The sequence below is a fragment of the Lapillicoccus sp. genome (assembly GCF_025353065.1).
Lineage (GTDB): Bacteria > Actinomycetota > Actinomycetes > Actinomycetales > Dermatophilaceae > Lapillicoccus.
Genome location: NZ_JANXRJ010000177.1, coordinates 1 through 26,421, shown reverse-complemented (window position 1 = coordinate 26,421; position 26,421 = coordinate 1). Strand labels below are relative to the sequence as shown.

Genomic DNA, 26,421 nt, shown 5'->3' with positions numbered 1-26,421 from the left:
GGGGGGGGGGGCCTCAGCGGGCGGGGGAGGGTGACGGCACGCCGTAGGCTGGCCCCATGGCTGAGATCGATCCCACCGTCGTCGCGCACGTCGCCGAGATCGCGACCGACGCGCGCACCGCGTCGCGGCAGCTCGCGCTGCTCTCGCGGGCCGCCAAGGACGAGGTGCTGCTCGCCCTCGCCGACGCGCTCGAGGTGGCCACGCCGACGATCGTCGCCGCGAACGCCGCGGACCTGAGACGGGGCCGAGACCGAGACCTGGCCGTGGGCCTGCTCGACCGGCTGATGCTCGACGAGGCCCGGATCGCCGCCATCGCCGGGGCCGTGCGCGACATCGCCGGGCTGCCCGACCCGGTCGGCGAGGTGGTCCGCGGAGGGACCCTCGCCAACGGGCTCGAGATCCGTCAGGTCCGGGTGCCGATCGGCGTCATCGGGATGATCTACGAGGCTCGCCCCAACGTCACCGTCGACGCCGCCGCCCTCTGCCTCAAGAGCGGCAACGCCGTGATCCTCCGGGGCGGGTCGGCTGCCGGTGCGACCAACCTCGCGATCGTCACCGCCATCAGGGATGCGCTTGTCGCACAAGGCATCTCGGCGTATGCCGTGTCCCTCCTCGACGAGGGCGGCCACGACGCCGCCCGCGCCCTGATGACCGCGCGCGGCCTCGTCGACCTCGTCATCCCGCGCGGCGGCGCCGACCTCATCCAGACCGTGGTCCGGGAGTCGACCGTCCCCGTCATCGAGACGGGCATCGGCGTCAACCACGTCTACGTCGACGCCGCGGCCGACCTCGACAGCGCCCTCGCGATCGTGCTCAACTCCAAGACCCAGCGACCCAGCGTGTGCAACGCCGCCGAGTCCCTGCTCGTCCACGAGTCCGTGGCCGAGGCCTTCCTCCCCAAGGTCCTCGCCGAGCTCGGTTCGGCCGGCGTCACGACCCACGCCGGGGGCGAGGTGAGCGAGTTCGCGGACGCCGCGGGCGCGGCATACGGGATCGCGACAGACGCCGACTTCGGCACCGAGTGGCACGGGCTCGAGATCAACGTCCGGGTGGTGCCGGACCTCGATGCGGCACTGAGCCACGTCCGGACCTTCGGCACCCAGCACACCGAGGTCATCGTCACCCAGGACCGCGCTGCGGCAAGGCGATTCACCTCCGAGGTCGACGCCGCGGTCGTCATGGTCAACGCGTCGAGCCGGTTCACCGACGGCGGAGAGTTCGGCTTCGGGGCGGAGATCGGCATCTCGACGCAGAAGCTGCACGCCCGGGGGCCGATGGCGCTGCCGGAGCTGACCACGACCAAGTGGATCGTCGAGGGCGACGGCCAGCTCCGCACCTGACGGCTGGCGCCGCCCATCTGAAGGCTTGCTGCGCGGCGCGCCGGACCGAGGTGGTTGGGACCACTGCCGCCGCGCTGGGATGATGCCCGCGTGGAAGGCACCGAAGTACGCAAGCTCGCCGCGCTCGAGGACACCCACTGGTGGTATCGCGAGCGCCGGCACCTGCTGGCGAAGGCGCTCGACGGACTCACCCCCGGGGTCGCGCTGGACGTCGGCGCCGCCGGCGGGGGCAACACCCGCGTCCTGCGTGGTCTCGGGTGGCGGTCGGCGGCGCTCGAGTACGGCTCCGAGGGCGCCGAGGTCGCCCACGAGCGGGGGCTGGCGACGCTGCGTGCGGACGCGACCCGGCTGCCCGTCGGGGACGGCTGCCTCGACCTGGTCGTCGCTTTCGACATCCTCGAGCACATCCCCGACGACGCCCGCGCCGTGGCCGAGGTCCGGCGCGTCCTGCGGCGCGGCGGCACCTTCCTCGTCGCCGTCCCCGCCGACCCCCGGCTCTGGTCGGCCCACGACGACGCCGTCGACCACGTCCGGCGCTACACCCGCGAGACCCTCACGGAGGCCCTCACGTCCGGCGGGTTCCAGATCGCGTCGATGCACTCGTGGAACGTCCTGCTCCGCCCCGTGGTGGCCCTGCGCCGGCGCTCGAGCGCGGGCAGCGACCTCGCCGACGTGCACCCGGTCGTCAACGCCGGGCTGCGCGCCATCATCACGGCTGAGCGCTACCTACCGGTCAAGCAGCTGCCGGGCGTGAGCCTCCTGGTGACGGCGCGCTTCGTCGGTTGACGCGGCGACCGCCTGTGGCGCCGTCGCGGCCTGGCCGTCCCCGTCGTCGGACTGGACGTCCGCCGTGATGTCCGCCGTGATGTCTCCCACCACGGGGCGCTGACCGCGGGGCAGCGGCGTGTCGGTCGGTCCACGGCGGGCGCCGGCCGTGAAGGAGTCGTAGGCGATGAAGTAGGTGGGACGGCCCTGCATCTGGGTGTACATCCGGCCGATGTACTCCCCGAGGAGGCCGAGGCAGAGCAGCTGTGCCGCGCCGACGGCGGCGACGATGAGGACGGTAGAGGTCCAGCCCGCGACCGTGTGGCCGCTGATCCCCGCGATGATGGCGTAGACCCCGAGCAGCAGGGCGAGCGTGCCGCCGCCGAGGCCGAGGATCGTCGCGAGCCGCAACGGCGCCATCGAGAAGCCGGTGACGGAGTCGACCGAGAGCTTGAGCATCGTCAGCAGCGGATACTTCGAGGTGCCGGCGGCGCGCTCCTCACGGCGGTATTCGACTGTGTCAGAGGGAAATCCGAGGGCGGGCACGATGAAGCGCAGCACCCGGTTGTGCTCGGGCAGCTCGTTGATCGCGTCGATGGTCGCCCGGGACATCAGCCGGAAGTCGCCGGCGTCGCTCGCGGCGTTGGTGCCGGAGATCCGCCGGATGAAGGCGTAGAACGCGTGGGCGCTGACCCGCTTGAAGGCGGTGTCGCTCGACCGGTCGTTGCGCACGCCGTAGACGACGTCGACCCCGTCGCGCTTGGCCTTGGTGAGCATCTGCGCGATGACCTCGGGGGGGTCCTGCAGGTCGGCGTCGATCGTCACGACGTAGTCGCCCCGGGCGCTCGCGAGACCGGCCGAGATCGCGGCCTGGTGGCCGGCGTTGGCGCGCAGCCGGACGACGCGGACCGCGTCCCAGTCGCGGTGCAGCCGGTGCAGCAGGGCCGGGGTGAGGTCGGTGCTCCCGTCGTCGACGGCGACCACCTCGTAGGTCGAGCCGATGGCGTCCAGGAGGGGACGCAGCCGGGCGACGAGGAGGGGCAGGACCTCTTCCTCGTTGTACATCGGGATGACGACCGACAGCTCCGGGTGCATGCGTTCCAATGTACGGCGAAGTCCCTGCGCGGGCTGTGGACGCGGTGAGGCGTTCTTGTGAGCCGCTCGTTACTGTGCCGGCATGGAAACACCGGATCTCACGGTCGGTGACGTGGTCGGGATCCGGTTCACGAAGTGGGGCGACCATCAGCACTGGGAGCTGGACGCGCGCTACCTCGGTGCGGACAAGTACGGCTGGTGGGTCGGTGCGCCTGCCGGTATGCCGATGAGTCGCCCCGGGGTGACGACGACCACCGCGTCGGCCACGGCGCTGCTCGTGCCGCGCCACGCGGCATACGTCGCGACCTTCTACGGGCCGGGGGAGCCGGCCTGCGACATCTACGTCGACATGTCCACGGTGCCCGTCTGGGAGGGCCGGACCGTGCGCGCCGTCGACCTCGACCTCGACGTCATCCGGCTGCGCGACGGCCGGGTGGTCATCGACGACGAGGACGAGTTCCTCGAGCACCAGGTGAGCCTGAGCTATCCCGATTGGGTCGTGACGCTCGCCCAGGACTCGTGCGCCGCCGTCGTGGCGGCAGTGTCGGCCGACGAGGAGCCGTGGCGCAGCGTCGGGCACCGGTGGGCCGAGGTGGGAGCCGCCACCACGCCGGCGGCGGACGGTGTCACCCGGGGGCGATAGAGTGTGAGGATGCCAGCCCCGCTCATGCCGGTCCTCGTCTATGCCGAGGCGGTGCCTTACCAGCTGCAGATGCCTCCCTACGCGTTCGCGCTGATCGCGTTCGGTGCCTTCCTCGCCGGCCTCGGTGTGCTCTGGTCCTTCCGCAACACCGCGTCCAAGGTGGCCGCGAAGCAGCGGCCCGGCACCTCGGGTCCCTCGCGTCCGGCCGGCCAGGGCGGCGGCGACCACGGCCAGAGGCAGCACTGAGCCAGCGGATCGGCGTGATGGGTGGCACGTTCGACCCCATCCACCACGGTCACCTCGTCGCCGCGAGCGAGGTGCAGATGCGCTTCGGGCTCGACGAGGTGATCTTCGTCCCGACCGGCCAGCCGTGGCAGAAGGACGGGACCGCGGTCTCGCCGGCCGAGCACCGCTACCTGATGACGGTGATCGCCACCGCCTCCAACCCTCGGTTCACCGTCAGCCGGGTCGACATCGACCGGGCCGGCCCCACCTACACCATCGACACCCTGCGTGACCTGCGGGCCGAGCGTCCCGACGCCGAGATGTTCTTCATCACCGGCGCCGACGCGCTCGCCCAGATCCTCACGTGGAAGGACATCGCCGAGTTGTGGGACCTCGCCCACTTCATCGGCGTCACGCGTCCCGGCCACGTGCTCACCGACAACGGCCTGCCGACCGACAAGATCACGCTGCAGGAGGTGCCGGCGATGTCCATCAGCTCGACGGACTGCCGCGTCCGCGTCGCCGACGGCCAACCGGTCTGGTATCTCGTGCCCGACGGCGTCGTCCAGTACATCAACAAGTACGACCTCTACGACCCCACGCGGACGACCTCGCCCTCCGGGGCCAGCAAGCACACCCCCCTCAGCACGACCTTCATGCCGCACGCGGCTGCCGTCTCCCTGGAGCGTTGACACCTCACATGACTGCCTCATCCCGCGCCCTGACCCTCGCCAAGGTCGCCGCTCTCGCCGCCGAGGACAAGATCGCCGACGACGTCATCGCGATCGACGTCAGCGACCAGCTCGCCCTAACCGACATCTTCGTCATCGCCTCCGCCAGCAACGAGCGACAGGTCGGCGCGATCGTCGACGAGGTCGAGGACCGGCTGCGTGACCAGGGCGTCAAGCCCATCCGCCGCGAGGGCCAGCGCGAGGGCCGGTGGGTGCTCATCGACTTCGGCGACATCGTCGTGCACGTCCAGCATGCCGACGAGCGCGAGTTCTACCAGCTCGAGCGGCTCTGGAAGGACTGCCCGGCCGTCGACCTGGCCGCCGTCGCGGTCCCCTGAGCGCCGGCTCCGACCCCGTGAGCGGGCCGAGGCCCCGGCGCCTCGTCATCATGCGGCACGGTCAGACCGTCGACAACGCCGCAGGCATCTGGCAGGGCCACCGCGACTCGGCCCTGTCGGGTGTGGGTCTGGCGCAGGCCGAGCGGGCCGCCCCGGTCGTCGCCGCGCTCGAGCCGGCGTTCATCGTCTCCTCCGACCTGCAGCGGGCAGCCATCACCGCCGACCACGTAGCCGCCCTCACCGGCCAGCGCGTTCTGCGCGATGCCCGGCTGCGCGAGGTCGACGTGGGCGACTGGGGCGGCCGCAGCGGAGCCGAGGTCCGCGAGCGCGACCCCGAGGTGATGGCGGCGCTCGGCGCCGGGGAGGACGTCCGTCGCGGGCATACCGGAGAGACGATCGCGGAGCTCGCCGTGCGGACCCGTGCGGCCCTCGACGACGTCATCGCCGCGCTCGAGCCGGGTGGGTTGGCCCTGGTCGTATGCCACGGGGTCACCTCCCGGACCGGCGTCGCCTCCCTGCTCGGCCTCGACCAGATGCTGGCGGGGAAGATCCTCTGGGGCCTCGACAACTGTCACTGGGCCACGGTCGCCGAGGCGACCCGCATCGCCGGCGGCGACGTCACCCCGACCTGGCGCCTCGACCACTGGAACGTCGGCGTCCGCGAGGCCCCCGGCCACCCGGCCCCCGGCGCCTGACCGGCCACACCCCGCTTCTTGCTTCCCGATGGCCCGTTCGAGGGGTCGAACTGGCCGGAACGGGCCATCGCGAAGCAAGGAGGCGAGTCTGGAGGCGGCGGCAGCGGCAGCGGGGGTGACAGGCGGCGGCAGGGGCGGGCCCACAGTCTGTGGTCCCACCGATTTGGGTCCCGGGCACCGAGTTGGCTAAACTCACGCAGTCCCCACGGGGACACCCGCGGAGCGATCCGTTCGGGGCTGTAGCGCAGTTGGTAGCGCACCTCCATGGCATGGAGGGGGTCAGGGGTTCGAATCCCCTCAGCTCCACCAGTTCGGCTCGGGCTCAGGACCTCACGGCGGTGACCGGGCCGGTGGGCGTCGCGGTGACCACGAGGTTCTCCTCGTAGCCGCCGTTGCCGCGGTCGTAGGTGCCGGCACACGTGATGAGGGTCAGCCGGTGGTTTCCGGTCTGGGCGAATGCGCTCGTGCCCGTGGCGAGCACGCCCTTCTTGACCTCGACGACGCTGCCCACGCGGTAGGTGAGCTGGTGACGGCCGTCGCTCACGGTCACGTCGTCGCCGACCTTCATGCTGAGCAGCTTGGCGAAGAAGCCGAGGCCACCGACCGAGTCGACGTGCCCGGCGATGACCATGCTGCCGAACGACTCGCCCGCCTTGGCCCCGCCGTCCCACCAGCCGACGTGCGCCACGTCTGTGGGAACGGCGAGGTGACCGTCGACGGTGCTCGCGATGTCCACCTGGGTGGTCAGCCGGCCGGGGAGGGTGATCGAGGTCGGCCGGAACCAGATCTGCTGGCCGGGCGCGGCGGTGCCGACCCGCGCGGGAGAGGGCAGCGGCGAGGGGGTCGCCGCGGGTGTGGTGGCTCCCCCGCCGGGGGAGCTCGACGCGCCTGCCACCGCGCCGGGCAGTGCAGCCGACCCGCAGCCCACGAGCGAGAGCATCGTCACCACCAGTATGCCGACGAGGCCGACCCGGCGACGGGTCAGCGGCGCACACCTCGGGGCGGTCACGGTCGTCGGGGCAGCACGGGAGGTCAGGGGCGCCACGCCAGGCCGGTGTGCGCGAGCCCCAGCTGGGCGGCGAGTCCGCCGGTGCCGGTGTTGACGGTGGTCGGGCTCGCCGTGCCCGTGGTCGGCAGCTTGAGGACCTGCACGATGGCGTTCATCGTGTTGGACTTCGGCTCGCCGATGGCGAAGACCCGGTTGAGGGCGCCGGCCGTCACGGTGAGGTCGAGGGGCCCGAGGATCATCGGTGTCGTGGCTCCCGTCGGGACGATGTCGACCTTGTAGGTGGCCGGCGGGACGACGAGCGACAGCGACTCGCCGTTGGCGACGTTCGCGAAGAGGACCTTGCCGTTGACCCGGATGTCGGCCGGTGGGACGGCCGCCGTGTGGGCGACGACGACGAGGGCCTTGTCGGCCGGGATGGCGGACAGGTCGTTGGCGAAGACCGTCACGACGGGGGCGCCGGACGGGGACGCCGGCCGGTGGACGACGATGTCGCTGCTGGTGCTCGCGGCGATCGTGAAGGTGCTGTCGAGCAGGGTCGTCGAGCCCGTGCGCACGCTCAACGTGTGGGTGCCGGACGCGAGGGTGAGCGGTCCGACGATGCCCGTGGCCTTGCTGCCGGTTGCGACGGTGGTGCCGTCGACGAGCAGGTCGACGGTCGTGCTCGGCAGACCCTGGACGAGGTAGACGCTGCCGGTCACGGCGGCCTGGGCCGTGGTCGGGGCGCTCGCGACCACCGCCGCGACCCCCAGGGCGAGGCACCCGGCGCCGGCCACCAGCCGGCGTCGCACCCGACCGGGTGAGGTCGGGGGACTGATCGTGCGCTTCGCGATCGATACGGCATTGAGCATCGTGGGATCCGTCCTCCAGGCGCGACGCTCCCGCCCGCGCGACTGAGGTCACACTAGGGGCGTCGCCTCCGGCTGGGGTGGGAACCTTCGAATGGCGTCCCCTTGGTGGGGAAATGTCACCTCATCCGTTCGGTCGAACTTTTCCGAATCGGTCGTGCGGGTCGGCGAGGTTCACCTACTGTTGGACGTAACGGTTCCTGGCAGTGGGGTTCCGTCCCGGGCAGTCATCCGTGTGGCCGCTCTCAGGAGGGTGGGACTTTCTCGTGTTGCGCTTTTCTGTGCGTTGGCCGGGACGACGAAAGGCATGGTCCGCTGGCAGCGGCGCCGTCGCCTTCGTCCTCGCGTCCGGCATGGTGCTGAGCCACCCGGGTCCCCCGCCGCCACCTCTGCCGGTGACGAGCCAGCGCCACGTCGCGAGTTCGCCCTCGACGACCACCGCGAACGACGCGACGCCCTCACCCACGACGTCGGCCGCGCGCCCGGTGTCCATCACGACGACACCTCCGGACGCCAACCGGGGGATCACCGTCTATGCGACGCCGCTCGGCGACGGCACGCTGAGCATGACCGAGACCGTCCGCTTCGACCATCGGCAGCAACAGATCACCCTGAGCCCTCCGAAGGTCGCGGACGCCCCGCCGGCGTTCAGGCACCTGACCCCGACCGTCTCCCAGATCGAGCTGACCGTCGACGGCAAGGACATGCAGATCAAGTCCCGCACCCTCACCGCACCCCTGATCGTCATGCTCGCGCCACCGGGAGCCAAGCGGGTGGACGTGCGCTACCTCCTCGACCACGTGGTCGCGGCCGGGACCGCCGGCACGACCGCGACGACCGCCTTGGTCGCCCCCCTCATCGACGGGAGCATGGACGCGCTCAACGTCTCCTACGTGATCGGTTCCCAGATCAACTCCTACGGCTGCCCCCAGCTGACCACCGCGGTGGCCCAGGCGGACTGCCAGGCGCTGGCCCACGCGACGACGTCCCCCGTGGGGTTGATCAGCGGGCTTCCCAGCGCCACCTCGCTGCTCGTCCTCGGCCTCCCAGCGGGCACGGCAACCCCCTCGCCGTCCGACACGCCACCGTCTCCTCCGTCTCCGTCGCCCTCGCCGCCGGCGACGACGCCCCCGACGACAACGCCGTCGACCCCTCCGCCCGCCGACCCGACGACACCACCCTCCACCCCGCCCGCCCCGGTGACGGCGACCGATCCGCCGACGACACCACCGCCCAGCGACACCCCGACGACGCCGCCGACGGATACGCCGCCGCCACCGCCACCAGCGCCCACTGACACCCCGACGCCGACGCCGACGGAGACCGCGACACCGCCCCCGCCCACCGGTACGGCGGGGGGCGCCGGGGGCGGCCCGACCGTGCCCGCCAACACGCCCGCGGCGCCTGCTGCCCCGGCTGTGGTCGACCCGGCGACCAGCGGGGCGGGCGCGGCGAGCCAGGTGGCCGGCCAGGGCAAGGCCGCCGTCCAGGGCGCCGCGACCGTCCCCCCGGCCCTGACTCCGCTTCCCTGATTACACGGCATACGACCTCTGATGACCGTCGTGGCGACCGTCCTCGTTGTCGTCGTCGCCCTGCTGCACGCCTACTTCGCGTTGCTCGAGATGGTCCTCTGGACGACGCCGCGCGGCCGGGCGGCCTTCGGCCTGGAGGAGGGTTTCGCCCGGGAGTCCAAGACGCTCGCGGCCAACCAGGGCCTCTACAACCTGTTCCTCGTCGCGGGCCTGGTCTGGGGTCTCGTCGCGGGCGACCAGAGAGTGGCCGTGCTCAGCTTCTTCCTCGGCTGCGTCGTCATCGCCGGGATCTACGGCGGGGCGACCGTCAGTCGGCGAATCCTGGTTGTGCAGGCGGTCCCTGGGCTGCTCGCCCTCGCGGCGGTGCAGCTCAGTCGGTGACGGGCGGCGCGTCCGGCAGGCTGCCGTAGCGCCGCAGGAAGCGCTCGCGGTCGACCACCGCGCGGTGCACCTCGCCGACGGCGACGACCTCGCCGCCGGGGCCGAGGACCTTGACGTGGAAGATGAGCCGACGCCCGTCGTTCTTCGGCTTCGAGCACCTGATGCTGATCGTGGACCCCACCGGTGTCGCCGTCACGTGGTCGATCTTGACCGTCGTGCCGACCGTCGTCTGCCCGTCCTCGAGGCCCTCCGCCGCCTCGGTGAACGCGGCCCGCTCGAGCCAGTTGATCAGGCGCGGGGTGGCCAGCACGGGCAGGTCGCCGCTCCCCAGCGTGGCCGCGGTGTCCGCGGTGGTGACGATGCGTTCGTAGGTGGTCACGCGGAGCAGCGTAACGCCGGGTCGCCGCAGGAGCGTCGCGTGTCGCAGTGCGTCGCTCGCCCGCCGGCACGGGAGAGTGGGCGCCGTGAACGTGTTCGGGTGGGTCCTGCTGCTGGCGGTGGTCGTCGCGGCCGTCGGGGACTGGGCTGCCGTCGTCCGCCGCAACCGGGCACTGGAGCAGCTGACGAAGCCCGCCGTCATCGTCCTGCTGCTCGCCTTCGCCTGGTTGCTGCACGCGGACGCGGTGGCGTCCGGGCGCTGGCTGCTGCTCGGGCTGCTCCTGTCCCTCGTCGGCGACGCCCTTCTCCTCGGCCGCGACCCCTCGGACGAGCGTTTCACCCGTGGGCTCGTCGCGTTCCTCCTCGCGCACCTCGCCTATCTCGGCGCCCTGCTGACGATGGGGAGCGCGGCCCCGGCGTGGCTGGGGGTGACGCTGGTCGTCGTCGCCCTCGGGCTCGTGGCCGCCTTGAGCAGGAGGCTGCGTCCGCTGGTCTCGCGCGACCGCGTGACCGGAACGGCGGTCGCGGCATACGCGATCGTGCTGGGGGTGGTGACCGTCGTCGCCTGGGTGCGCGGGCAGGTCCTCGTCGGGCTCGGGCTCACCCTCTTCGGCGTCCGTGACGGGCTCAGCGCGTGGTCGCGGTTTGGTCGGCGACCACTCGGCTCGGGGCTCGAACTGGCCGAGGTCGCGGCGACGGTGACCTACCACCTGGCGCAGGTGGCGGTCGTGATCGGGGTGCTGCGCCCCGATCTGCTCGGATGACCGCCGCTGCGCTAACCTGAGCGGGTGACTCGGCAGCTCCTCCTTATCGAGCCGCGCTGATCTGTCGGATACCAGCCGGACGGACAGCAGCGCGGCCACCCCTCCACGTGTGAGGGGTTTTTGTTTGCCCCGAGACCGACGGGCGGACTGGTGCAACCCCACCGACTTCACGACCCCGAAGGACTGAGAACGATGAGCGAGACCCCTTTCCGCTACACCGCGGCCATGGCGCAGCAGATCGAGGTGGCGTGGCAGGACCGCTGGGAGGAGGAGGGCACCTTCGAGGCGCCCAACCCCGCGGGCCCCTGGGCCGAGCCCGACAAGGTCGCGGCGCTGGGCGACAAGCTCGTCGTGCTCGACATGTTCCCCTACCCCAGCGGCGCGGGGCTGCACGTCGGCCACCCGTTGGGCTACATCGCGACCGACGTCTACTCGCGATTCCACCGGATGCTCGGACGAAACGTGTTGCACTGCTTGGGGTACGACGCCTTCGGGTTGCCGGCGGAGCAGTATGCCGTGCAGACCGGTCAGCACCCGCGGAAGACGACCGAGGAGAACATGGTCGTCATGCGGCGCCAGCTGCGCCGGCTGGGTCTCGGCTTCGACAACCGCCGCAGCTACGCGACGATCGACCAGGACTACTACCGCTGGACCCAGTGGATCTTCGTCCGGATCTACAGCTCGTGGTACGACCCCGAGGGGTTACGTCCGGACGGCTCGCGGGGGGCGGCCCGCCCCATCACCGAGCTGGAGGGCGAGCTGGAGTCGGGGGCGCGCGTGGTCCCGGCGATGGGGGGGCGCGCGTGGGGCGACCTCGACGCCGTGGAGCGGGCCGACATCATCGACGGCTACCGGCTGGCCTATGCCTCCGAGGCGCCCGTCAACTGGTGTCCCGGGCTGGGCACGGTGCTGTCCAACGAGGAGGTCACCAACGAGGGGCGGTCCGAGCGCGGCAACTACCCCGTCTTCCGGCGCAACCTCAGCCAGTGGAAGATGCGGATCACCGCGTATGCCGATCGGCTGGCCGACGACCTCGACCGCGTCGACTGGCCCGAGAAGGTCAAGACCATGCAGCGCAACTGGATCGGCCGGTCCCACGGTGCGCGGGTGACCTTCCCGCTGGCGCTCTCGTCGGCCGAGGACGCCTCGTGGGTCATGGGGGCAGTCGAGGTCTTCACGACCCGCCCCGACACGATCTTCGGGGCGACGTTCATGGTCCTCGCGCCGGAGCACCCGCTGATCGACACGATCGTGCCGACGGGGTGGCCGGAGGGGACCAAGGAGGTCTGGAAGGGCGACGGCGGCGCGGAGGTGACGGCGACACCGGGGGCGGCCGTCGCGGCATACCGGCTGGCGGCCTCGCGCAAGAGCGACGTCGAGAGGCAGATGGAGGACAAGTCCAAGACGGGGGTCTTCACCGGAGCCTTCGCGACGAATCCGCTGACGGGAGAGGCGATCCCGATCTTCGTGGCCGACTACGTCCTGATGGGCTACGGCACCGGCGCCATCATGGCCGTCCCCGCCCAGGACCAGCGCGACTGGGCCTACGCCGTGGCCTACGAGCTGCCGATCGTGCGCACGGTGCTGCCCTCGGACGGCCACCCGGACGACGAGGCCTTCACCGGTGACGGCCCGGCGATCAACAGCAGCAACGCCGAGATCTCCCTCGACGGCCTGCGGGTGACGGAGGCGAAGGCGCGGATCATCGCCCACCTCGAGGACGCGGGGATCGGCGAGGGCACGATCAGCTATCGGCTGCGCGACTGGCTGTTCAGCCGCCAGCGCTACTGGGGCGAGCCGTTCCCCATCGTCTACGACCAGGACGGCGTGTCCCACGCGGTGCCCGAGTCGATGCTGCCCGTGGAGCTGCCCGACGTCCCCGACTACTCGCCCAAGACGTATGACCCGGAGGACGCCGAGTCGGTGCCCGAGCCGCCATTGTCGCGGGTGCCGGAGTGGGTGAACGTCGAGCTCGACCTCGGCGACGGGCGTGGTGTCCGGCGCTACCGTCGCGAGACCAACACGATGCCCAACTGGGCCGGATCCTGCTGGTACTACATCAGATACCTCGACCCGGCCAACCACGACGTCTTCGTCGACCCGGCGAACGAGGCCTACTGGCTGGCCAAGCAGCCGGCCGCCGTCGCCGGCGCACCCGCGGGGGTCATGGACCCGGGCGGCGTCGACCTCTACATCGGGGGCGTCGAGCACGCGGTGCTGCACCTGCTCTACGCACGGTTCTGGCACAAGGTGCTGTTCGACCTGGGCCTGGTCTCGAGCGAGGAGCCGTTCCGGAAGTACTTCTCGCAGGGCTACATCCAGGCTTTCGCCTACCGCGACGCGCGCGGCCAGTACGTCGAGGCGTCGGAGGTCGAGGAGCACGGGACCGGCGACGGGATGACCTTCACCCACCACGGGGAACCGGTCCAGCGGGAGTACGGCAAGATCGGCAAGTCGGCGCGCAACTCGGTCAGCCCCGACGAGATGTACGACGCCTACGGCGCCGACACCTTCCGGGTCTACGAGATGTCGATGGGGCCGCTGGAGCTGTCGAAGCCGTGGGACCTGCGGGCCGTCGTGGGGGCGCAGCGTTTCCTCCAGCGGCTGTGGCGCAACGCCGTGGACGAGGAGACCGGGGCGATGCTGGTCGTCGACGACGCCCCCGACCACGCAATGAAAGTGTTGCTGCACAGGACGATTGCCGGGGTGCGCGAGGACTACGAGCACCTGCGTTTCAACACCGCGATCGCCAAGCTCATCGAGCTGAACAATGCCGTCACCAAGCTCGACGCGCCCCCCCGGGACTGCGTCGAGGCGCTGGTCGTCATGGTCGCCCCGGTCGCCCCGCACCTCAGCGAGGAGCTGTGGCGGATGCTCGGCCACGAGGGCGGGGTCACCTTCGTGCCCTTTCCCGTCGCTGACCCGGCCCTGCTGGTCGACGACGAGGTCACCTGCGTCATCCAGATCAGGGGCAAGGTCCGGGACCGCGTCGAGGTGCCGGCCGACATCACCGAGGAGGCCCTGCGGGCACTCGTCCTGGCCCGGGAGAAGGTCGTCGCGGCGACCGGCGACGGGATCCGGACGGTGATCGTGCGGGCCCCGAGGCTGGTCAACGTCGTGCCGGTGTGAGGTCGTCCGGAGTGGGCCCGTCTGTCGTGGAAGGACGGACGGCGGGTGCGGGCGGCGAGGCCGCGGCATACGGGCGGCGCGCGGGTCGGCGGGCGAGATAGAGTCCGACGCCGGCGATGCCGAGACCGGCGACCGCCGTCGGGCCGACCGCAGCTCCCAGCAGGGGCCAGGCGCCGAGCGCCGTCACCGCGGGACGACGAAGAGCAGGCTGGATGCGGTCGTGGCGCCGCGCTCGCGGATGAGGGCGAAGAGGAGCACCGGCCCGATGATGCCGGGGATGATGGCGATCCACAGGAACGCGATGAGGCCGCGAGGGGCGAGCGGGACGCGAGCGAGCCCTCGAACGGCGCCCAGACCGCCATCACGACCGCGGCGGCCGCCAGCTGGGTGGCGGCCGACGCGAAAGGATCGCCGATGTCGCCGAGCCGACCCTGGAGCGCCGTGCCGGCCGTGAGACCGACGAGCCCGAGGAGGGTCCACCCCAGCGCTCCCGTGGGCGGAGGTCGACCGACACGGTCGGAAAGCGTCACGACGACGCCGAGCACGCCGATCCCGATGCCCAGCCACTGGATGGGGCGCAGGCGATCCCACCCCAGGGCCGTGCCGATCACGGCGACGAGCAGGGGCGTGGAGCAGGCGATGAGGGCCGTCGTCGAGTCAGAGACGCCCTCGGCCATGCCGGTGTAGAGCCCGCCGAACTGGACGGCGAAGACGAGGAACCCGAGCAGTGCCGCGGCAGCCATTGCCCTGGGCGTCCGTGGCCATCGTTCGTGCCGGCGGAGGGCGAGCGCCCCGAGCACGACGGCGGCTCCGAGGAAGCGCCAGAGGTTGGTGGCCAGCGGTGACATCTCGGTCGCGACGATGGCACCGCCGAGATAGCCGCTGGTCCAGATGAGGATGAACAGGAGACCGCGGGCGTCAAGGCGTAACGATTTCATGCGTTACACCTAAGTATCCTTCCGCGTCACGAGTCAAGGCGTTACAATGAGACCATGACGACCACGACGTTCCGGACCGGTTACGGCGCCGACTGGCTCGACCTCACCGCCACGCTCCTCGGGCGCTACCAGCCGCTGCCGGACGAACAGGTGCCCGACCCCGGGTCACTCCGAGCTTGGCTGCGGGAGCGGTCGTTGGAGCCGACGACAGCGATCGCGAAAGCCGACGTCGAGGAGTTTCACCTCCTGCGCGAGGCGATGCACGGCGCGGCCGCCGCGATCGTGCGGGGCGACATCCCGTCGAAGGGGGACGTCCTCGTCCTCGATCGCGCGCTTGCCGAGGACCAGCCGGTCGGGCTGCGCCGCGGAGCTGACGGACTCCGTCTGAGCCGACCGGCGACCCCCGCGGTGGCCCGGGCCCGCCTCGCCCGACAGGCCGTGTCCGACCTCTCGGGGCCGCAGCGGATGCTGCTCAAGGCCTGTGGCGACGACACCTGTTCGGGCATCTTCGTCGACCACAGCGGCAAGCGGCGGTGGTGCGCCGACGAACGGTGCGGAGTGCGGGCGCGGGTGCGCGCGCACCGGGCCCGGGCTCGGGGCACGGCCTGACGCCGGACGGGTGAGTCGAGGCGATAGCGTCACGACGGTGAGCGTCGCGATCGTCACCGACTCCACGGCATACCTGCCGGCGGAGCTCGTCGCTGCGGCTGCGGTGCCCCTCACGATCGTGCCGCTCCACGTCGTGGTCGGGGGGGTGGAGCGTCGCGAGGGGGTCGACGTCACCACCGAGGACCTCTCCACGGCGCTGCGGGCCTTCGTCCCCGTCAGCACCTCTCGGCCGGCGCCCCAGGCCTTTCTGACGGAGTACGAGCGGCTCGCTGGGGACGGTGCCACGGCCATCGTGTCGGTGCACCTGTCCGCCGACATGTCGGGCACGGTCCAGGCCGCCCAGCTCGCGGCCCAGCAGTCCCCGGTGCCGGTCGTGGTCGTCGACTCGCGGTCGCTCGGCATGGCGATGGGGTATGCCGTGCTGTCGGCCGCCGACTGCGCAGCCGCGGGTGGCTCGGTCAATGACGTTGCGGCCGTGGCGCGTTCGCGAGCAGAGGCAGCATACGTCGCGTTCTACGTCGACACCCTCGAACACCTCCGTCGCGGTGGTCGCATCGGTGCGGCGTCGGCGATGCTGGGGTCGGCGCTGGCCATCAAACCGATCCTCACCCTCGCCGACGGCAGCATCCAGCCGCTGGAGCGGGTGCGGACCTCGAGCCGGGCCCTGGCGCGTCTCGCCGACCTCGCCGTTCTGGCCGCGGCGTCAGCGACCACCCGGGTCGACGTCGCGGTCCAGCACCTCGATTCTGCGACCCGGGCAGCGAGCCTGGCCGCGGAGGTGGCGGGCCGGCTCGGCGACCGGCTCGGCGACGTGGTCGTCGGCGAGCTCGGCGCCGTCGTCGGCGCGCACGTGGGACCGGGGACACTGGCCGTCGTCGTCAGCCCCCGGCCCGGGCGCCCGGGGGAGCTGTGAGCCTGCGGACGATCCTCTGGTCGGTGGCGGCCATCCTGGTCGCCTTCGTGGTGGGGTCGGTCAACCCGGCGACCATCGTGGCCCGCCTTCTCGGTCGCGACCTCTCGGCGTCCGTGTCGGGCAACCCGGGGGCGACCAACGCCGGCCGGGTCCTCGGGGCGCGCTGGGGGGTGGTCGTCGGAGTGCTCGACGTGGCGAAGGGACTCGTCCCGACCTATCTCGCGCTGCGGTGGGGCGGGGTGCACCTGGCCTATGTCGTCGGGGTGGCCGCGGTGCTCGGGCACGTCTTCTCGCCGTTCCTCAGGGGTCGCGGCGGCAAGGGTGTCGCGACGGCGCTCGGTGCGGTGGTGGGGGTGCAGCCGCTGTTCGGGATCGCGATGCTCGTCGTGTTCGGGGTCGTGGTCGCGCTGGGGCGGTGGGTGGCCGGGGCGTCGCTGGCTGCCGCGGTGGTCCTGGTCGTGCTCGGGGTGCTCGCCGGGGCGGGCCTCATGGGTTCCGCCCTGATGCCCGGCGGCGGCTGGTGGACGACGGCGTGGGCGGTGGTGCTCGCCGGGATCGTCGTCAGTCGGCACCGGGCCAACATCCTGGGGTGGTGGCGGGCGCGGGGGTTGGCGGGGGCGTGAGGGGCTGAGTTCCTGAGGTCTGGCGGCGGCGTCGGAAGGCGAGGTTGTCCACACCCCCTGCTCCGTTCGTCCCACGATCCACAGGCGGTGGTCGTCCTCTGGCGCGGAGCCGGCAGGTTTCCTAGCGTCGGGCGTATGCCGCGTCAGCCACCCTCCCTCGTCAGCGACCGACTGCTCTCGCTGGTCGCCAGTGGTGCCGGGCGCGGTTCGGGTGACGAGGTCGTCGAGCGGTTGGAGCGGGGGTGGGTGCCGGTGGAACCGGGGTCCGTCCAGCTCTCGGGGCCGGTCGGCGACGAGGGGGATGTCGACTCAGCCGAGGTCGGCGGACCGCAGGTCCACGCAGCCGAGGTCGCCGCAGCGGAGGGCGCCGCAGCGGAGGGCGAGGCAGCGGAGGGCGACGGAGCCAGGGATCCGGTCGGGGCGCATCCGGGTCGGCCGGGCGGACGGGAGCGGGAGTCGCGGTTGCCGGGGCGGGAGTCGGGGCTGCCGGGGCGGCACCGGGATCCGCGGGGGCGGCAGGGGCCGGCGATGGTGACGCTTCCGGTGTCGTTGCGCGGGGCGAGGGTCGGTGTCTCGTGGGTGGGCATCGTCGCGCTGGTGCTCGTCCTCGGGGTGGCGGCACTGGTGTTCGCGGTCCGGGTGGCCCGCGCCGAGAGCGGCGTCGTGCCGGAGCCGGTGGCCGGGTCGACGCCCCTGGGGGTCGTGCGGTCGACCACCCCGGAGGCGTTCGTCATCAGTGGCGGGTCGGCGGGTAGCACGGTGGCTGTGTCGACGGGCGGCTCGAGCGGTGCCGTGTCTGGCGGGAAGGCGGGAACCGGGGGAGGGGCCTCGGGGACGACGGTCTCCTCGACGATCGTCGTCCACGTCGTGGGGCAGGTGGCACGCCCGGGTGTGGTGACGCTGCCCGCAGGGTCGCGGATCGGCGACGCGGTGACGCGGGCCGGCGGGCCGCTGCCGGGTGCTGACGTGGCCCGGCTCAACCTCGCCCAGTTCCTCGCCGACGGGGAGCAGGTCTATGTCCCGCGGCCGGGCGAGGACCCGCCGGCGCCGATCGGAGGTTCGGGTGGGTCTGCCGGTGGGGCCGGGGGCCCGGGCAGCGCGGCCGGCGGTTCCCCCACGGTCGTCGTCGTGGACCTCAATGCGGCCGACCTGGCCGGGCTCGACACCCTCCCCGGGGTGGGCCCGGTCCTGGCCCAACGGATCGTCGACTGGCGCGCGCAGCACGGCCGGTTCAGCGCCGTCGACGAGCTGGGGGAGGTCAGTGGCATCGGCGACAGGCTCCTCGAGCAGCTCCGTCCGCTCGTACGGGTATGACTCGTCCGGGTATGGGGAGACCTGACGCCGACCGCGACGAGCCGCCAGGCGTGACAGGGGATCTCGATGACGGACAGGTCGTGGCGCCCGTCGTCGCAGCGACCGATCTCCGGCTGCTCGTGCCGGCCCTGGTCGGGTGGGGGCTCGTGGCCCTGGCCCTCTCGTGGCCGAGCTGGGCGATGGCGGTCGTCGCCGGCGGGGGGCTGCTCCTCCTCCCGGTCGCGTGGTTCATCGGGAAGGGTCGTGGCGAGCGGCGATCCGATGACGCACCGCCCGGGGGTGAGCCGCCCGACGATGCACCGCCTGAAGGTGAGCCGCCCGACCGCGCGCCGCCCGACCACCCGCCGTCCGAGGACGGACGAGGGGAAGCGCAACCCCGGGACCGTCTCGCCTGGTCGCGCCTGCTCGCGCTCTCGGGTGTCGTCGCAGCTCTCGTCTCGGTCAGCCTCGCGTCGTGGACCGCGGTCCGCGAGGCGGGTCCGGTGCGCGAGCTCGCGGGGGAGCGGGCCGTCGTGACCGTCGAGGGTGTCGTCGCCTCCGACCCCGTGGTCGTCACCACCACGGCCGGCCGGCCGGGTGGTCCACCCCTGGTCGTCATGACCGTCGACGTCGACGTCGTGACGGGCCGGGGGACCACCGCCCACGTCGACAGCCCGGTGCTCGTCCTCGGCGACCAACGACTGCTCGCGCTGACGTGGCAGCAGCGGATCCGGCTCGTCGGGCGCCTCGCACCCACCGACGACCCCGGTGATGACGTCGTCGCGGTGCTGAGTCCGACCGGCGCCGCGACGGGCCTCGAGGCTCCGGGACTGTTCGCCCGGATGGCCGGCACCGTGCGCTCCCGCTTCCGTGACGCGGTCGACCACCTGCCGGCCGACGCGCGAGGCCTGTTGCCCGGCCTGGTCATCGGCGACACGTCCAGGACGCCGCCCGATCTCACCGCGGCGATGCTCGCGACGGGGATGACCCACCTCAGCGCCGTCTCCGGGTCCAACGTCGCCGTCATCCTCACGGCGGGGCTCGGACTCTGCCGGTTCGTCGGCGTCCGCCGCCGGTGGCGACCGCTGGTCGCGCTCGGGCTCCTGCTGGGGTTCGTCGTCCTCGTGCGCCCCGAGCCCAGCGTCGTCCGGGCGGCCGCGATGGGGACGGTCGGGCTCCTCGGGATGAGCGTGTCGAGGCGACGGATCGGCATACCTGCCCTGGCCGCCGCCGTGATCGCCCTGCTCTGCTGGGACCCCTGGTTGGCGCGCTCGTTCGGCTTCGTCCTGTCGACCCTGGCGACGCTCGGACTGCTGCTCTTCGCGGCACCCTGGGGCGCGGCCATCGGGCGCTGGCTACCCCGCCGGATCCGTTCCTGGGGGCCCGCGCTCGCGATCCCCGTCGCGGCCCAGGTCGTCTGTGCCCCGGTGATCGTCCTGTTGCAGAGCTCGGTCTCGGTGATCGGCATCCTCGCCAACCTGCTGGCCGCTCCGCTGGTCGCACCCGCCACCGTCCTGGGTGTCGCGGTGGCACTGGTCTCAGTCGTGTGGACCGGCGGGGCTGCGCTCCTCGCCTGGCTTCCTGCTCTGCCGACGCTCGGGATCGCGTGGATCGCCCGGACGTGCGCCCGGGCGCCGTGGGGGTCGGTGCCCTGGCCGGGCGGAGCGGCGGGCGCCCTCACCCTGGCGGCGCTCTCGCTCGTCCTCCTGCTCTGCGGACCGTGGCTCGTGCACCAGTCGCGACGACGACCCTGGACGGCGCTGGGCGTCGGTGTCCTCGCGGCCGGGGTCGCCACACCGACGTCGGTGGTCACCTGGCCGCCCGCGGACTGGCGGTTCGTCGTGTGCGACGTCGGCCAGGGCGACGGCCTCGTACTGCGCAGCGCCTCGGGAGCCGTGGTGGTGGTCGACGCCGGCCCGGACCCCGCACTCATCGACGGCTGCCTGTCGCGGCTGAAGGTCACCACGATCGAGGCCGTGGTGCTCACCCACGACCACGCCGACCACGTCGACGGTCTGCCGGGGGTGCTGCGCGGTCGGACCGTGCGCCAGGTCCTCGCCACCCCCGTCCACGATCCCCCGGAGCGGGAGCGTGCGGTCGAGCAGTGGGCGAGCCAGGCGCACGTCCCTCTCGCTGAGCTGTTTGCCGGGGACGACCTCGCGTGGCCCGGCGTCTCCGCCCACGTCTGGTGGCCGGCGCGCGTCATCCACGCCGGGTCGGTGCCCAACAACGCCTCGATCGTCCTCACGGTCGACGTCGACGGCGTGCGCCTGGCCCTGCTCGGGGACATCGAGCGAGAGGCCGCCCACGAGGTGCTGCTCGCCCTGCGTCGTGATCCTGCCGTCCTGGCCGCCGGGTTCGACGTCCTCAAGGTCGCCCACCACGGCTCGAGCAACCGCGACGATGCGCTCTACCAGGCGATCGACGCGCCCTGGGCGATGATCAGCGTCGGCGAGGGCAACGACTACGGCCATCCGGCGCCGAGCACGGTGCAGGCTCTCGAGCAGGACGGCTTCCGGGTCCTGCGCACCGACGTGTCGGGCGACCTCGCCGTGTCCAAGGACCCGGGTGGTCAGGTCGCCGTGCGGACCTCGACTTCGTGACCCTTCTCGTGGGTCCGGGATCATGGTGGCCGGGGTAACCACATTCCCGGATGTCGCGGGTGGGGTGTGGGCTCAGACGGAGACGGGGGTATGCCGCGCCGTGTGCGCGCGGGCGCTCTCGCACAGCGCCTCGAGGGTGGCCTTGACCGCCGGCACCCGCTGGAGGTCCTCGGTGGTCACCGCGTGGATGGCCCGCCGTGACGCGGGCTTGAGGGAGAGCGTGGCCACATCGGGGTTGTGGGCCGCGGCGAGGATGAGGTCGGGGACCAGTGCGACCCCGAGGCCCTCGCTCACCAGGCCGAGGACGGCGATGTAGTCCTCCGTCTCGAAGGACACCTTCGGGACGAAGCCGGCCTGCCGCGACAGCGAGAGCAGGTGGCCACGACAACGAGGACACCCGGCGATCCACGACTCCTGCGCGAAGTCGGCGAGGTCGGCGTCCCCGGCGGCGGCCAGCGGATGGTCCCGTGGCACGGCGAGGCGCACCTCGTCGTCGAGCAGCTTGGTGCTGACGAAGAGGTCGAGGTCCTCGCCGCGGCCGATGTCCCCGCCCTCGTAGGCGAACGCGACCGCGAGGTCGCAGTCACCGGAGTGCAGTGCGGCAAGCGATTCCGGGGGCTCTCCCTCGCTGAAGGTGACGGTGATGTCCGGGAAGCGCTTCTTCACCAGCGACAGCGCCCGGGGCACCAGGGTTGCCGACGACGACGGGAAGGCCATCAGCCGGACCCGGCCCGAGCGCAGCCCGGCGATCGCGGCGACCTCCTCCTCCGCGGCGTCGAGCGACGCGAGCACGCTGACGGCATACCGGGCCAGCACCTGCCCGGCCTCGGTGAGCCGGACGTTGCGCCCGATCCGCTCGACCAGGACGGTGCCGCTGCGCTGTTCGAGGCGGCGGACCATCTGAGAGACGGCGGGCTGGGAGTAGCCGAGCGAGACGGCAGCGCCGGTGAAGCTGCCCTCGTCGGCGATGGCGCGCATGACGCGGAGGCCGGCAGCATCGATCATGGGTCCCACTCTATAACCTCGTGTTATCCAGGTGGAGCGTTTGTCGCACTGTGGTGATCTGACCTCAGGGCTGCTGCTGGACGGGCAGGCTCGACCCGACCTCGGTAGCGCACCCACTCATACTGGATGGGTGTCTGCGATCCCCCCCTCCTCGCCGTCATGGCTGGCCCGAGCGGTGGAGGAGGGCACCCCGGAGCAGCCGGACTCCTTCGACCGCCTCGTCGACCTCGTCGCCGCCGGCCACGTCGCCGTGCTCACCGGCGCGGGCCTCTCCACCGAGTCCGGCATCCCGGACTACCGCGGCGCCGATGGCACCCGCCGGGTGACCCCGATGCAGTATGCCGAGTTCACCGCCACGTCGGCGGCGCGTCAGCGCTACTGGGCCCGCAGCTTCATCGGCTGGCAGCGGTTCTCCCGGGCCACCCCCAACGCCGGGCACCGCGAGGTGGCCGACCTCCAGCGGGCCGGGCTCCTGGACGGGATCATCACCCAGAACGTCGACGGCCTCCACCAGGCGGCCGGCGCCCACGACGTGATCGAGCTGCACGGGAACCTCGAGGACGTCGTCTGCCTCACCTGCGGAGACCGCACCAGCCGGGCCTCCCTGCACGACCGGATGGACGAGGCCAACCCCGGTTTCGCCGACCGCGTGCTGCGCGCCGTGGGCGACGGGTCGCGCGTCTCGAGCCAGATCCGCCCCGACGGCGACATCGTCCTCGACGACGACGCGGTCCGCACCTTTCACCTGCAGGACTGCCTGGTCTGCGGGCACGACACCCTCAAGCCCGACGTCGTCTTCTTCGGGGAGTCGGTGCCCAAGCCCAAGGTCGAGCGCTCCTTCGCACTCGTCGAGGGAGCCGCCTCGCTGCTGGTGCTGGGGTCGTCGCTCGCGGTGATGAGCGGCTACCGGTTCGTGCGGCGGGCGGCCCGAGACGGGATCCCCGTGGCGATCGTCACCGCGAGCCCGACCCGGGGGGACGGCGAGGCGAGCGTGCGGTTGCACGGCCGCCTCGGCGAGACGTTGACCGCGCTGCGTGAGGCCCTGCCCGCCTGACGCGCGGGCGGTCGACCCGAAACGCGAACGACCCGCGGCTCAGACCCGGCGCAGGACCGCCGTGACCCGGCCGAGGATGGTCGCCTCGTCGCCGTTGATCGGCGAGTAGTCGACGTTGTGCGGCATCAGCCAGACGTGACCGTCCTTGCGCTTGAACGTCTTCACGGTCGCCTCGTGGTCGAGCAGCGCCGCGACGATGTCGCCGTTGTCCGCGGTCTGCTGCTGGTGGACGACGACCCAGTCGCCGTCGCAGATCGCCGCATCGACCATGGAGTCGCCGACGACCTTGAGCAGGAACAGCGGCCCCTCGCCGACGATCTGCCTCGGCAGCGGGAAGACGTCCTCGACGAGCTCCTCGGCGAGGATCGGGCCGCCGGCGGCGATCCGTCCGACGACCGGGACGTATGCCGCGGCCGGCCGCGCGTCGCCGGAGCCGGTCTCGGTATCGTGCCGCGACCCCGGGTCGTCCGGGCGCTCGTCGCGCTCGAGCAGGCCCTGGCTGTCGATGATCTCGCGGGTGCCGCTGTCGCCGGAGCGGTAGCCACGGGCGTCCGCCGGGGCGTCGGGGGAGATGACCTCGATCGCTCGGGGCCGGTTGGGGTCGCGCCGCAGATAGCCCTTCCGCTCCAGGGCGGAGAGCTGATGGGCCACGCTGCTCGGGCTGGTGAGACCGACCATCTCGCCGATCTCGCGCAGGCTCGGGGGATAGCCCCGGCGGTCGACAGAGTTGCGGATCACCTCGAGGACGCGCCGCTGCCGCACCGTGAGGCCGTCGCCGAGTCCGCGCTCGGGCATCTCGTGGATGTCTGCGCCATCCGCTTCCCGTGCCATGACCAGCTCCTCCGTCATCGTCGTGCGTGGCTCGCGCTCGGTCCTATCGGTGCAGGTCAGATGGCCTGTCAGACCCTTCTGGTGCACTTCAGGACATGGACGCAGCGTACGGGTTTCGAACAGCAGTACCAAACACCTGTTCGAGGCGTGTCTCGACTTTCTCGAACAGGCGTGCTAGAAATCGTCTTAGCGTTCTATCGGACACACGTTCGATCCGCACCCCCTCGGAGGACACCATGACTGCACTGGCTCACGACACCCTGCCCGGGTGGGACTCGCTCCCCGCGCGCGTCCCGGGCACGATGCGGCCGGAACTGCGACTCGTGCCGACCGGCCGGGCGGCCCGAGGGTCGCGGCCGACCTCACCCCTGCGGATCAGCCGGTTCGGCCGGCTCGTCCTCACCGGGGCGGTGGTCGTCATCGCGAGCGTCCTCGCGATCACGCTGTTCGGCGCCGGGTCGGCGAGCGCGGGAATCGACCACACCGTGACCGTCATGTCCGGTCAGACCCTGTCCGGCATCGCGGACACCGAGATGCCCAGCCTGCCCATCGCCGAGGGCGTCGCCCAGATCCAGCTCGCCAACCACCTCGACACCTCGCAGATCCACGCCGGTCAGCAGCTCGCGATCCCGAGCATCGGCTGACCCCGCGAAACTGCCCGGGTCGGGGGCCCGGGAGCACACGGCGTCAGGCCTCGACCCCCTGACGGCCGACCTCATGGAATGAGGGACGAGTGCCGTCCACCTTGACCGGTGGACGGCACTCGGGCGTGTGCGGCCGGATGGGCTGGACCGAGGGCTACTCCGCGACCCAGATCAAGGCCATCGCGGGCATCGAGGTGCTGGGCGGGATCGGCGTCATCCTGCCGTGGCTGACCGGGATCGCGAAGGTCCTCACCCCGCTCGCCGCGCTGGGCCTGGCCGTCACCATGGTCGGCGCGCTCGTCGTCCACGGACGCCGAGGCGAGAAGGAGTCCTTCCCTGTCAACGGCGCGCTGCTGGCGCTCGCGCTGGTGGTCAGCATCCTGCGCTTCACCCAGCTCTGACCGCTCCCGCTGAGTCGGAGGGCGCTAGGCGCCGAAGCCCGTGCGGATGAACTCGCGGGCGTCCTTGGCGAGCACCATCCCGTCGTCCCAGGTGTCGCGCCAGATCGCGAGGGTGGACGACAGGGTCGGGTGCACGACGCGCGACGAGAACGACTCGAAGGTCAGCACCCCTTGGTAGCCGACCTCGTGCAGCGCCCGGAAGAACTCCTCGAAGGGGATCGACCCGGTGCCGAGCGCGCCCCGGTGCGACTCGCCGAGGTGGACGTAGCCGAGCTTGCCTGCGGCGGCGGCCGCGTGGACCGCCCCGGAGAAGGAGACCTCCTCGATGTTCATGTGGTAGACGTCGAGGTGGGCGACGACGTTGGGCCGGTCGACGTCGGCGATGAAGGCCAGCGTCTGCTCGGTGGTGTTGAGGACGTTGGTCTCGTAACGGTTGCAGAACTCCAGCCCGAGGGTCACGCCAGCATCGAGCGCCTTGTCGGCCAGCCAGGCGATCGACTCGACCGAGTTGGCCCGGCCGCGGGCGGTGACCGGCGCGGCATACCGGCCGAGCTTGGAGAAGATCACTCCACCGAGATAGCTGCCGCCGACGTCGCGGGTGAGCGCGAGGGCGCTCGCGAGCAGCTCACGTCCCCGGGCCACGCACTCCGGGTCGTCGCTCGAGACGTCGGTCGCGTCGGACAGACCGAGCGAGACCCCCGCGCCGATCCCGTTCTCCTGCAACAGGCGCGCGGTCATGTCGGCGTCGAAGGAATCCGGGTCGAGGGCGGCCAGCTCGATCAGGTCGTAGCCAGCCTCCCGCGACGACTCGATGGCCAACCGGGCCTCGTCCGGGCTCCACCCCCCGACCCACACCAGGGCGTGGACACCGATCTGGTTGCTCATGTGCACTCCTTCTCGAAAACCGTTGTCACGTATGCCGGGTGGCCGGCTCCCACGATCCGTGGCTCACCGCGCTGCTCACCGCATGAACGCCTGGGGCACCCCGGAGTCGACCGGCACGATGAGCCCTGTCGTCACCGGCAGCTGCCCGCCGGTGAGCGCCACGACCGCGAGGGCCACGTGCTCGGGAAGCACCTCCTCCTTGAGGACCGTCCGCTGGGCGTAGTACTTGCCGAGATCCTCCTCGGCCACGCCGTAGGTCTTCGCCCGGGACGCCCCCCACCCACCCGCGAAGATGCCGGAGCCGCGCACGACCCCGTCGGGGTTGATGCCGTTGACCCGGACGCCGATGTCGCCGAGCTCCGCTGCGAGCAGCCGCACCATGTGGGCCTGCGCGGCCTTGGCCGAGGAGTAGGCGATGTTGTTCGGTCCGGCGAAGACGGCGTTCTTGGAGCAGATGTTGACGATGTCGCCGCCGAGCCGTTGCGCCCGCAGCACCGGCTCGAGGACCTTGGCGACGGCGAAGGAGCCGCGCGGCATGATCTGGTACTGCAGGTCCCAGTCCTCGAAGGTCGTGTCGGCGAGCGAGCCCGCCCGGGTGATCCCGGCGTTGTTGACGATGAGGTCGACACCGCCGAAGGCGAGCACCGCCTCGGCGACACCGGCGGCAATCGCGTTCTCGTCGCTGACATCCATGGCGACAGCCACCGCTCGATCTGGCCCACCGAGCTCCTCGGCGGCCGCGGCCGCCGAGT

The 26,421-nt window shown here is 72.0% G+C and carries 28 protein-coding genes, 1 tRNA gene and 1 pseudogene; 20 read left to right on the top strand and 10 right to left on the bottom strand.

Annotated elements, in window-relative coordinates:
• The first annotated feature begins 56 nt into the window (after positions 1-56).
• Positions 57-1,340 (top strand): glutamate-5-semialdehyde dehydrogenase, encoded by a 1,284-nt coding sequence (locus Q0R63_RS13890; RefSeq protein ID WP_295698329.1) that lies wholly within the window; start codon positions 57-59, stop codon positions 1,338-1,340.
• A gap of 90 nt (positions 1,341-1,430) precedes the next feature.
• Positions 1,431-2,126 (top strand): class I SAM-dependent methyltransferase, encoded by a 696-nt coding sequence (locus Q0R63_RS13885; RefSeq protein WP_295698326.1) that lies wholly within the window; start codon positions 1,431-1,433, stop codon positions 2,124-2,126.
• Here the strand turns inward: Q0R63_RS13885 and Q0R63_RS13880 are convergent.
• Entirely contained in the window at positions 2,067-3,200 is a 1,134-nt protein-coding gene (locus Q0R63_RS13880; protein WP_295698324.1) for a glycosyltransferase family 2 protein, read from the bottom strand. The genes Q0R63_RS13885 and Q0R63_RS13880 overlap by 60 nt on opposite strands.
• A gap of 82 nt (positions 3,201-3,282) precedes the next feature.
• Here Q0R63_RS13880 and Q0R63_RS13875 point away from each other — a divergent pair, with 82 nt between their 5' ends.
• From Q0R63_RS13875 to Q0R63_RS13850, 6 genes are all read left to right on the top strand, one after another.
• The gene (locus tag Q0R63_RS13875; protein WP_295698321.1) at positions 3,283-3,843 is read left to right on the top strand and encodes a DUF402 domain-containing protein; all 561 of its coding nucleotides are present in this window, start codon (positions 3,283-3,285) and stop codon (positions 3,841-3,843) included.
• Positions 3,844-3,852: 9 nt separating this feature from the next.
• A complete protein-coding gene (locus Q0R63_RS13870; RefSeq protein ID WP_295698338.1) occupies positions 3,853-4,089 on the top strand; it encodes a hypothetical protein in 237 nt (78 codons plus the stop codon).
• Positions 4,086-4,760, top strand: coding sequence for a nicotinate-nucleotide adenylyltransferase (nadD, locus tag Q0R63_RS13865; RefSeq protein ID WP_295698335.1), 675 nt, complete (start codon positions 4,086-4,088; stop codon positions 4,758-4,760). The genes Q0R63_RS13870 and nadD overlap by 4 nt, the downstream gene beginning before the upstream one ends.
• An 8-nt stretch (positions 4,761-4,768) precedes the next feature.
• Positions 4,769-5,137 (top strand): ribosome silencing factor, encoded by a 369-nt coding sequence (rsfS, locus tag Q0R63_RS13860; RefSeq protein ID WP_295698317.1) that lies wholly within the window; start codon positions 4,769-4,771, stop codon positions 5,135-5,137.
• Between the two features lie 17 nt (positions 5,138-5,154).
• Complete coding sequence (locus Q0R63_RS13855; protein WP_295698314.1) at positions 5,155-5,832, top strand: histidine phosphatase family protein; 678 nt, start codon at positions 5,155-5,157, stop codon at positions 5,830-5,832.
• A 233-nt stretch (positions 5,833-6,065) separates the two neighbouring features.
• A tRNA-Ala gene (locus Q0R63_RS13850) sits at positions 6,066-6,141 on the top strand.
• 13 nt (positions 6,142-6,154) lie between these two features.
• Here the strand turns inward: Q0R63_RS13850 and Q0R63_RS13845 are convergent.
• Entirely contained in the window at positions 6,155-6,877 is a 723-nt protein-coding gene (locus Q0R63_RS13845; protein ID WP_295698311.1) for a class F sortase, read from the bottom strand.
• Positions 6,865-7,689, bottom strand: coding sequence for a DUF4397 domain-containing protein (locus Q0R63_RS13840; protein ID WP_295698308.1), 825 nt, complete (start codon positions 7,687-7,689; stop codon positions 6,865-6,867). Before Q0R63_RS13840 ends, Q0R63_RS13845 begins: the two co-directional genes overlap by 13 nt.
• Before the next feature lie 392 nt (positions 7,690-8,081).
• On the opposite strand from Q0R63_RS13840, the gene Q0R63_RS13835 reads away from it, so the two are divergent.
• The gene (locus tag Q0R63_RS13835) at positions 8,082-9,218 is read left to right on the top strand and encodes a hypothetical protein (protein ID WP_295698306.1); all 1,137 of its coding nucleotides are present in this window, start codon (positions 8,082-8,084) and stop codon (positions 9,216-9,218) included.
• Between the two features lie 21 nt (positions 9,219-9,239).
• Positions 9,240-9,599, top strand: coding sequence for a DUF1304 domain-containing protein (locus tag Q0R63_RS13830; RefSeq protein WP_295698303.1), 360 nt, complete (start codon positions 9,240-9,242; stop codon positions 9,597-9,599).
• On the opposite strand, the gene Q0R63_RS13825 is transcribed toward Q0R63_RS13830, so the two are convergent.
• Positions 9,589-9,978, bottom strand: coding sequence for a thioesterase (locus Q0R63_RS13825; protein WP_295698300.1), 390 nt, complete (start codon positions 9,976-9,978; stop codon positions 9,589-9,591). The genes Q0R63_RS13830 and Q0R63_RS13825 overlap by 11 nt on opposite strands.
• An 85-nt stretch (positions 9,979-10,063) precedes the next feature.
• Between Q0R63_RS13825 and Q0R63_RS13820 the strand changes: the two genes are divergently transcribed.
• Together Q0R63_RS13820 and leuS are read left to right on the top strand one after the other, a co-directional pair.
• Positions 10,064-10,741, top strand: a complete 678-nt coding sequence (locus tag Q0R63_RS13820; protein WP_295698298.1) for a lysoplasmalogenase — start codon at positions 10,064-10,066, stop codon at positions 10,739-10,741.
• 192 nt (positions 10,742-10,933) lie between these two features.
• Positions 10,934-13,870 (top strand): leucine--tRNA ligase, encoded by a 2,937-nt coding sequence (gene leuS, locus Q0R63_RS13815; RefSeq protein ID WP_295698295.1) that lies wholly within the window; start codon positions 10,934-10,936, stop codon positions 13,868-13,870.
• On the opposite strand, the gene Q0R63_RS13810 is transcribed toward leuS, so the two are convergent.
• Together Q0R63_RS13810 and Q0R63_RS24620 are read right to left on the bottom strand one after the other, a co-directional pair.
• Positions 13,851-14,057, bottom strand: coding sequence for a hypothetical protein (locus tag Q0R63_RS13810; protein ID WP_295698291.1), 207 nt, complete (start codon positions 14,055-14,057; stop codon positions 13,851-13,853). The genes leuS and Q0R63_RS13810 overlap by 20 nt on opposite strands.
• Positions 14,058-14,403: 346 nt before the next feature.
• Positions 14,404-14,808 (bottom strand): annotated as a pseudogene (locus Q0R63_RS24620) (EamA family transporter); the annotation flags it as partial.
• A 54-nt stretch (positions 14,809-14,862) separates the two neighbouring features.
• Here Q0R63_RS24620 and Q0R63_RS13805 point away from each other — a divergent pair.
• The 5 genes from Q0R63_RS13805 (at position 14,863) to Q0R63_RS13785 (ending at position 20,849) form a co-directional block, all read left to right on the top strand.
• The gene (locus Q0R63_RS13805) at positions 14,863-15,417 is read left to right on the top strand and encodes a CGNR zinc finger domain-containing protein (RefSeq protein ID WP_295698289.1); all 555 of its coding nucleotides are present in this window, start codon (positions 14,863-14,865) and stop codon (positions 15,415-15,417) included.
• A gap of 37 nt (positions 15,418-15,454) precedes the next feature.
• On the top strand, positions 15,455-16,330 hold the full coding sequence (locus Q0R63_RS13800) for a DegV family protein (protein ID WP_295698287.1): 876 nt from the start codon (positions 15,455-15,457) through the stop codon (positions 16,328-16,330).
• Positions 16,331-16,353: 23 nt separating this feature from the next.
• Positions 16,354-16,953, top strand: coding sequence for a glycerol-3-phosphate acyltransferase (locus tag Q0R63_RS13795; RefSeq protein ID WP_295698285.1), 600 nt, complete (start codon positions 16,354-16,356; stop codon positions 16,951-16,953).
• Between the two features lie 135 nt (positions 16,954-17,088).
• Positions 17,089-18,267, top strand: a complete 1,179-nt coding sequence (locus tag Q0R63_RS13790; protein WP_295698282.1) for a ComEA family DNA-binding protein — start codon at positions 17,089-17,091, stop codon at positions 18,265-18,267.
• Between the two features lie 80 nt (positions 18,268-18,347).
• On the top strand, positions 18,348-20,849 hold the full coding sequence (locus Q0R63_RS13785) for a ComEC/Rec2 family competence protein (protein WP_295698278.1): 2,502 nt from the start codon (positions 18,348-18,350) through the stop codon (positions 20,847-20,849).
• Between the two features lie 72 nt (positions 20,850-20,921).
• Here Q0R63_RS13785 and Q0R63_RS13780 read toward each other — a convergent pair whose 3' ends face one another.
• On the bottom strand, positions 20,922-21,854 hold the full coding sequence (locus Q0R63_RS13780) for a LysR family transcriptional regulator (protein WP_295698275.1): 933 nt from the start codon (positions 21,852-21,854) through the stop codon (positions 20,922-20,924).
• Positions 21,855-22,104: 250 nt separating this feature from the next.
• Between Q0R63_RS13780 and Q0R63_RS13775 the strand changes: the two genes are divergently transcribed.
• Positions 22,105-22,908 (top strand): Sir2 family NAD-dependent protein deacetylase, encoded by an 804-nt coding sequence (locus Q0R63_RS13775; RefSeq protein ID WP_295698333.1) that lies wholly within the window; start codon positions 22,105-22,107, stop codon positions 22,906-22,908.
• Positions 22,909-22,947: 39 nt separating this feature from the next.
• Here the strand turns inward: Q0R63_RS13775 and lexA are convergent, their stop codons facing one another.
• Entirely contained in the window at positions 22,948-23,739 is a 792-nt protein-coding gene (lexA, locus tag Q0R63_RS13770; RefSeq protein ID WP_295698272.1) for a transcriptional repressor LexA, read from the bottom strand.
• A 236-nt stretch (positions 23,740-23,975) separates the two neighbouring features.
• Here lexA and Q0R63_RS13765 point away from each other — a divergent pair, with 236 nt between their 5' ends.
• Together Q0R63_RS13765 and Q0R63_RS13760 are read left to right on the top strand one after the other, a co-directional pair.
• Positions 23,976-24,383 (top strand): LysM peptidoglycan-binding domain-containing protein, encoded by a 408-nt coding sequence (locus Q0R63_RS13765; protein WP_295698269.1) that lies wholly within the window; start codon positions 23,976-23,978, stop codon positions 24,381-24,383.
• A gap of 89 nt (positions 24,384-24,472) precedes the next feature.
• Positions 24,473-24,784 carry a DoxX family protein gene (locus Q0R63_RS13760; RefSeq protein WP_295698266.1) on the top strand — a complete coding sequence of 104 codons (312 nt, stop codon included), beginning with the start codon at positions 24,473-24,475 and terminating at the stop codon, positions 24,782-24,784.
• A gap of 24 nt (positions 24,785-24,808) precedes the next feature.
• On the opposite strand, the gene Q0R63_RS13755 is transcribed toward Q0R63_RS13760, so the two are convergent.
• Positions 24,809-25,669: a sugar phosphate isomerase/epimerase family protein gene (locus Q0R63_RS13755; protein WP_295698263.1), complete on the bottom strand. Its 861-nt coding sequence runs from the start codon at positions 25,667-25,669 to the stop codon at positions 24,809-24,811.
• A 75-nt stretch (positions 25,670-25,744) separates the two neighbouring features.
• A partial coding sequence (locus Q0R63_RS13750; protein ID WP_295698259.1) for an SDR family oxidoreductase occupies positions 25,745-26,421 on the bottom strand: 677 nt, incomplete at its 5' end.

Excerpts from the sequence above, each read along its gene's own strand:
- Q0R63_RS13890 (WP_295698329.1), top strand. The coding sequence starts at position 57 with ATGGCTGAGATCGATCCCACCGTCGTCGCGCACGTCGCCGAGATCGCG.
- Q0R63_RS13790 (WP_295698282.1), top strand. The coding sequence starts at position 17,089 with ATGCCGCGTCAGCCACCCTCCCTCGTCAGCGACCGACTGCTCTCGCTG.
- Q0R63_RS13805 (WP_295698289.1), top strand. The coding sequence starts at position 14,863 with ATGACGACCACGACGTTCCGGACCGGTTACGGCGCCGACTGGCTCGAC.
- Q0R63_RS13830 (WP_295698303.1), top strand. The coding sequence starts at position 9,240 with ATGACCGTCGTGGCGACCGTCCTCGTTGTCGTCGTCGCCCTGCTGCAC.
- Q0R63_RS13765 (WP_295698269.1), top strand. The coding sequence starts at position 23,976 with ATGACTGCACTGGCTCACGACACCCTGCCCGGGTGGGACTCGCTCCCC.
- Q0R63_RS13780 (WP_295698275.1), bottom strand. The coding sequence starts at position 21,854 with ATGATCGATGCTGCCGGCCTCCGCGTCATGCGCGCCATCGCCGACGAG.
- Q0R63_RS13840 (WP_295698308.1), bottom strand. The coding sequence starts at position 7,689 with ATGCTCAATGCCGTATCGATCGCGAAGCGCACGATCAGTCCCCCGACC.
- lexA (WP_295698272.1), bottom strand. The coding sequence starts at position 23,739 with ATGGCACGGGAAGCGGATGGCGCAGACATCCACGAGATGCCCGAGCGC.
- leuS (WP_295698295.1), top strand. The coding sequence starts at position 10,934 with ATGAGCGAGACCCCTTTCCGCTACACCGCGGCCATGGCGCAGCAGATC.
- Q0R63_RS13870 (WP_295698338.1), top strand. The coding sequence starts at position 3,853 with ATGCCAGCCCCGCTCATGCCGGTCCTCGTCTATGCCGAGGCGGTGCCT.
- rsfS (WP_295698317.1), top strand. The coding sequence starts at position 4,769 with ATGACTGCCTCATCCCGCGCCCTGACCCTCGCCAAGGTCGCCGCTCTC.
- Q0R63_RS13875 (WP_295698321.1), top strand. The coding sequence starts at position 3,283 with ATGGAAACACCGGATCTCACGGTCGGTGACGTGGTCGGGATCCGGTTC.
- Q0R63_RS13880 (WP_295698324.1), bottom strand. The coding sequence starts at position 3,200 with ATGCACCCGGAGCTGTCGGTCGTCATCCCGATGTACAACGAGGAAGAG.
- Q0R63_RS13755 (WP_295698263.1), bottom strand. The coding sequence starts at position 25,669 with ATGAGCAACCAGATCGGTGTCCACGCCCTGGTGTGGGTCGGGGGGTGG.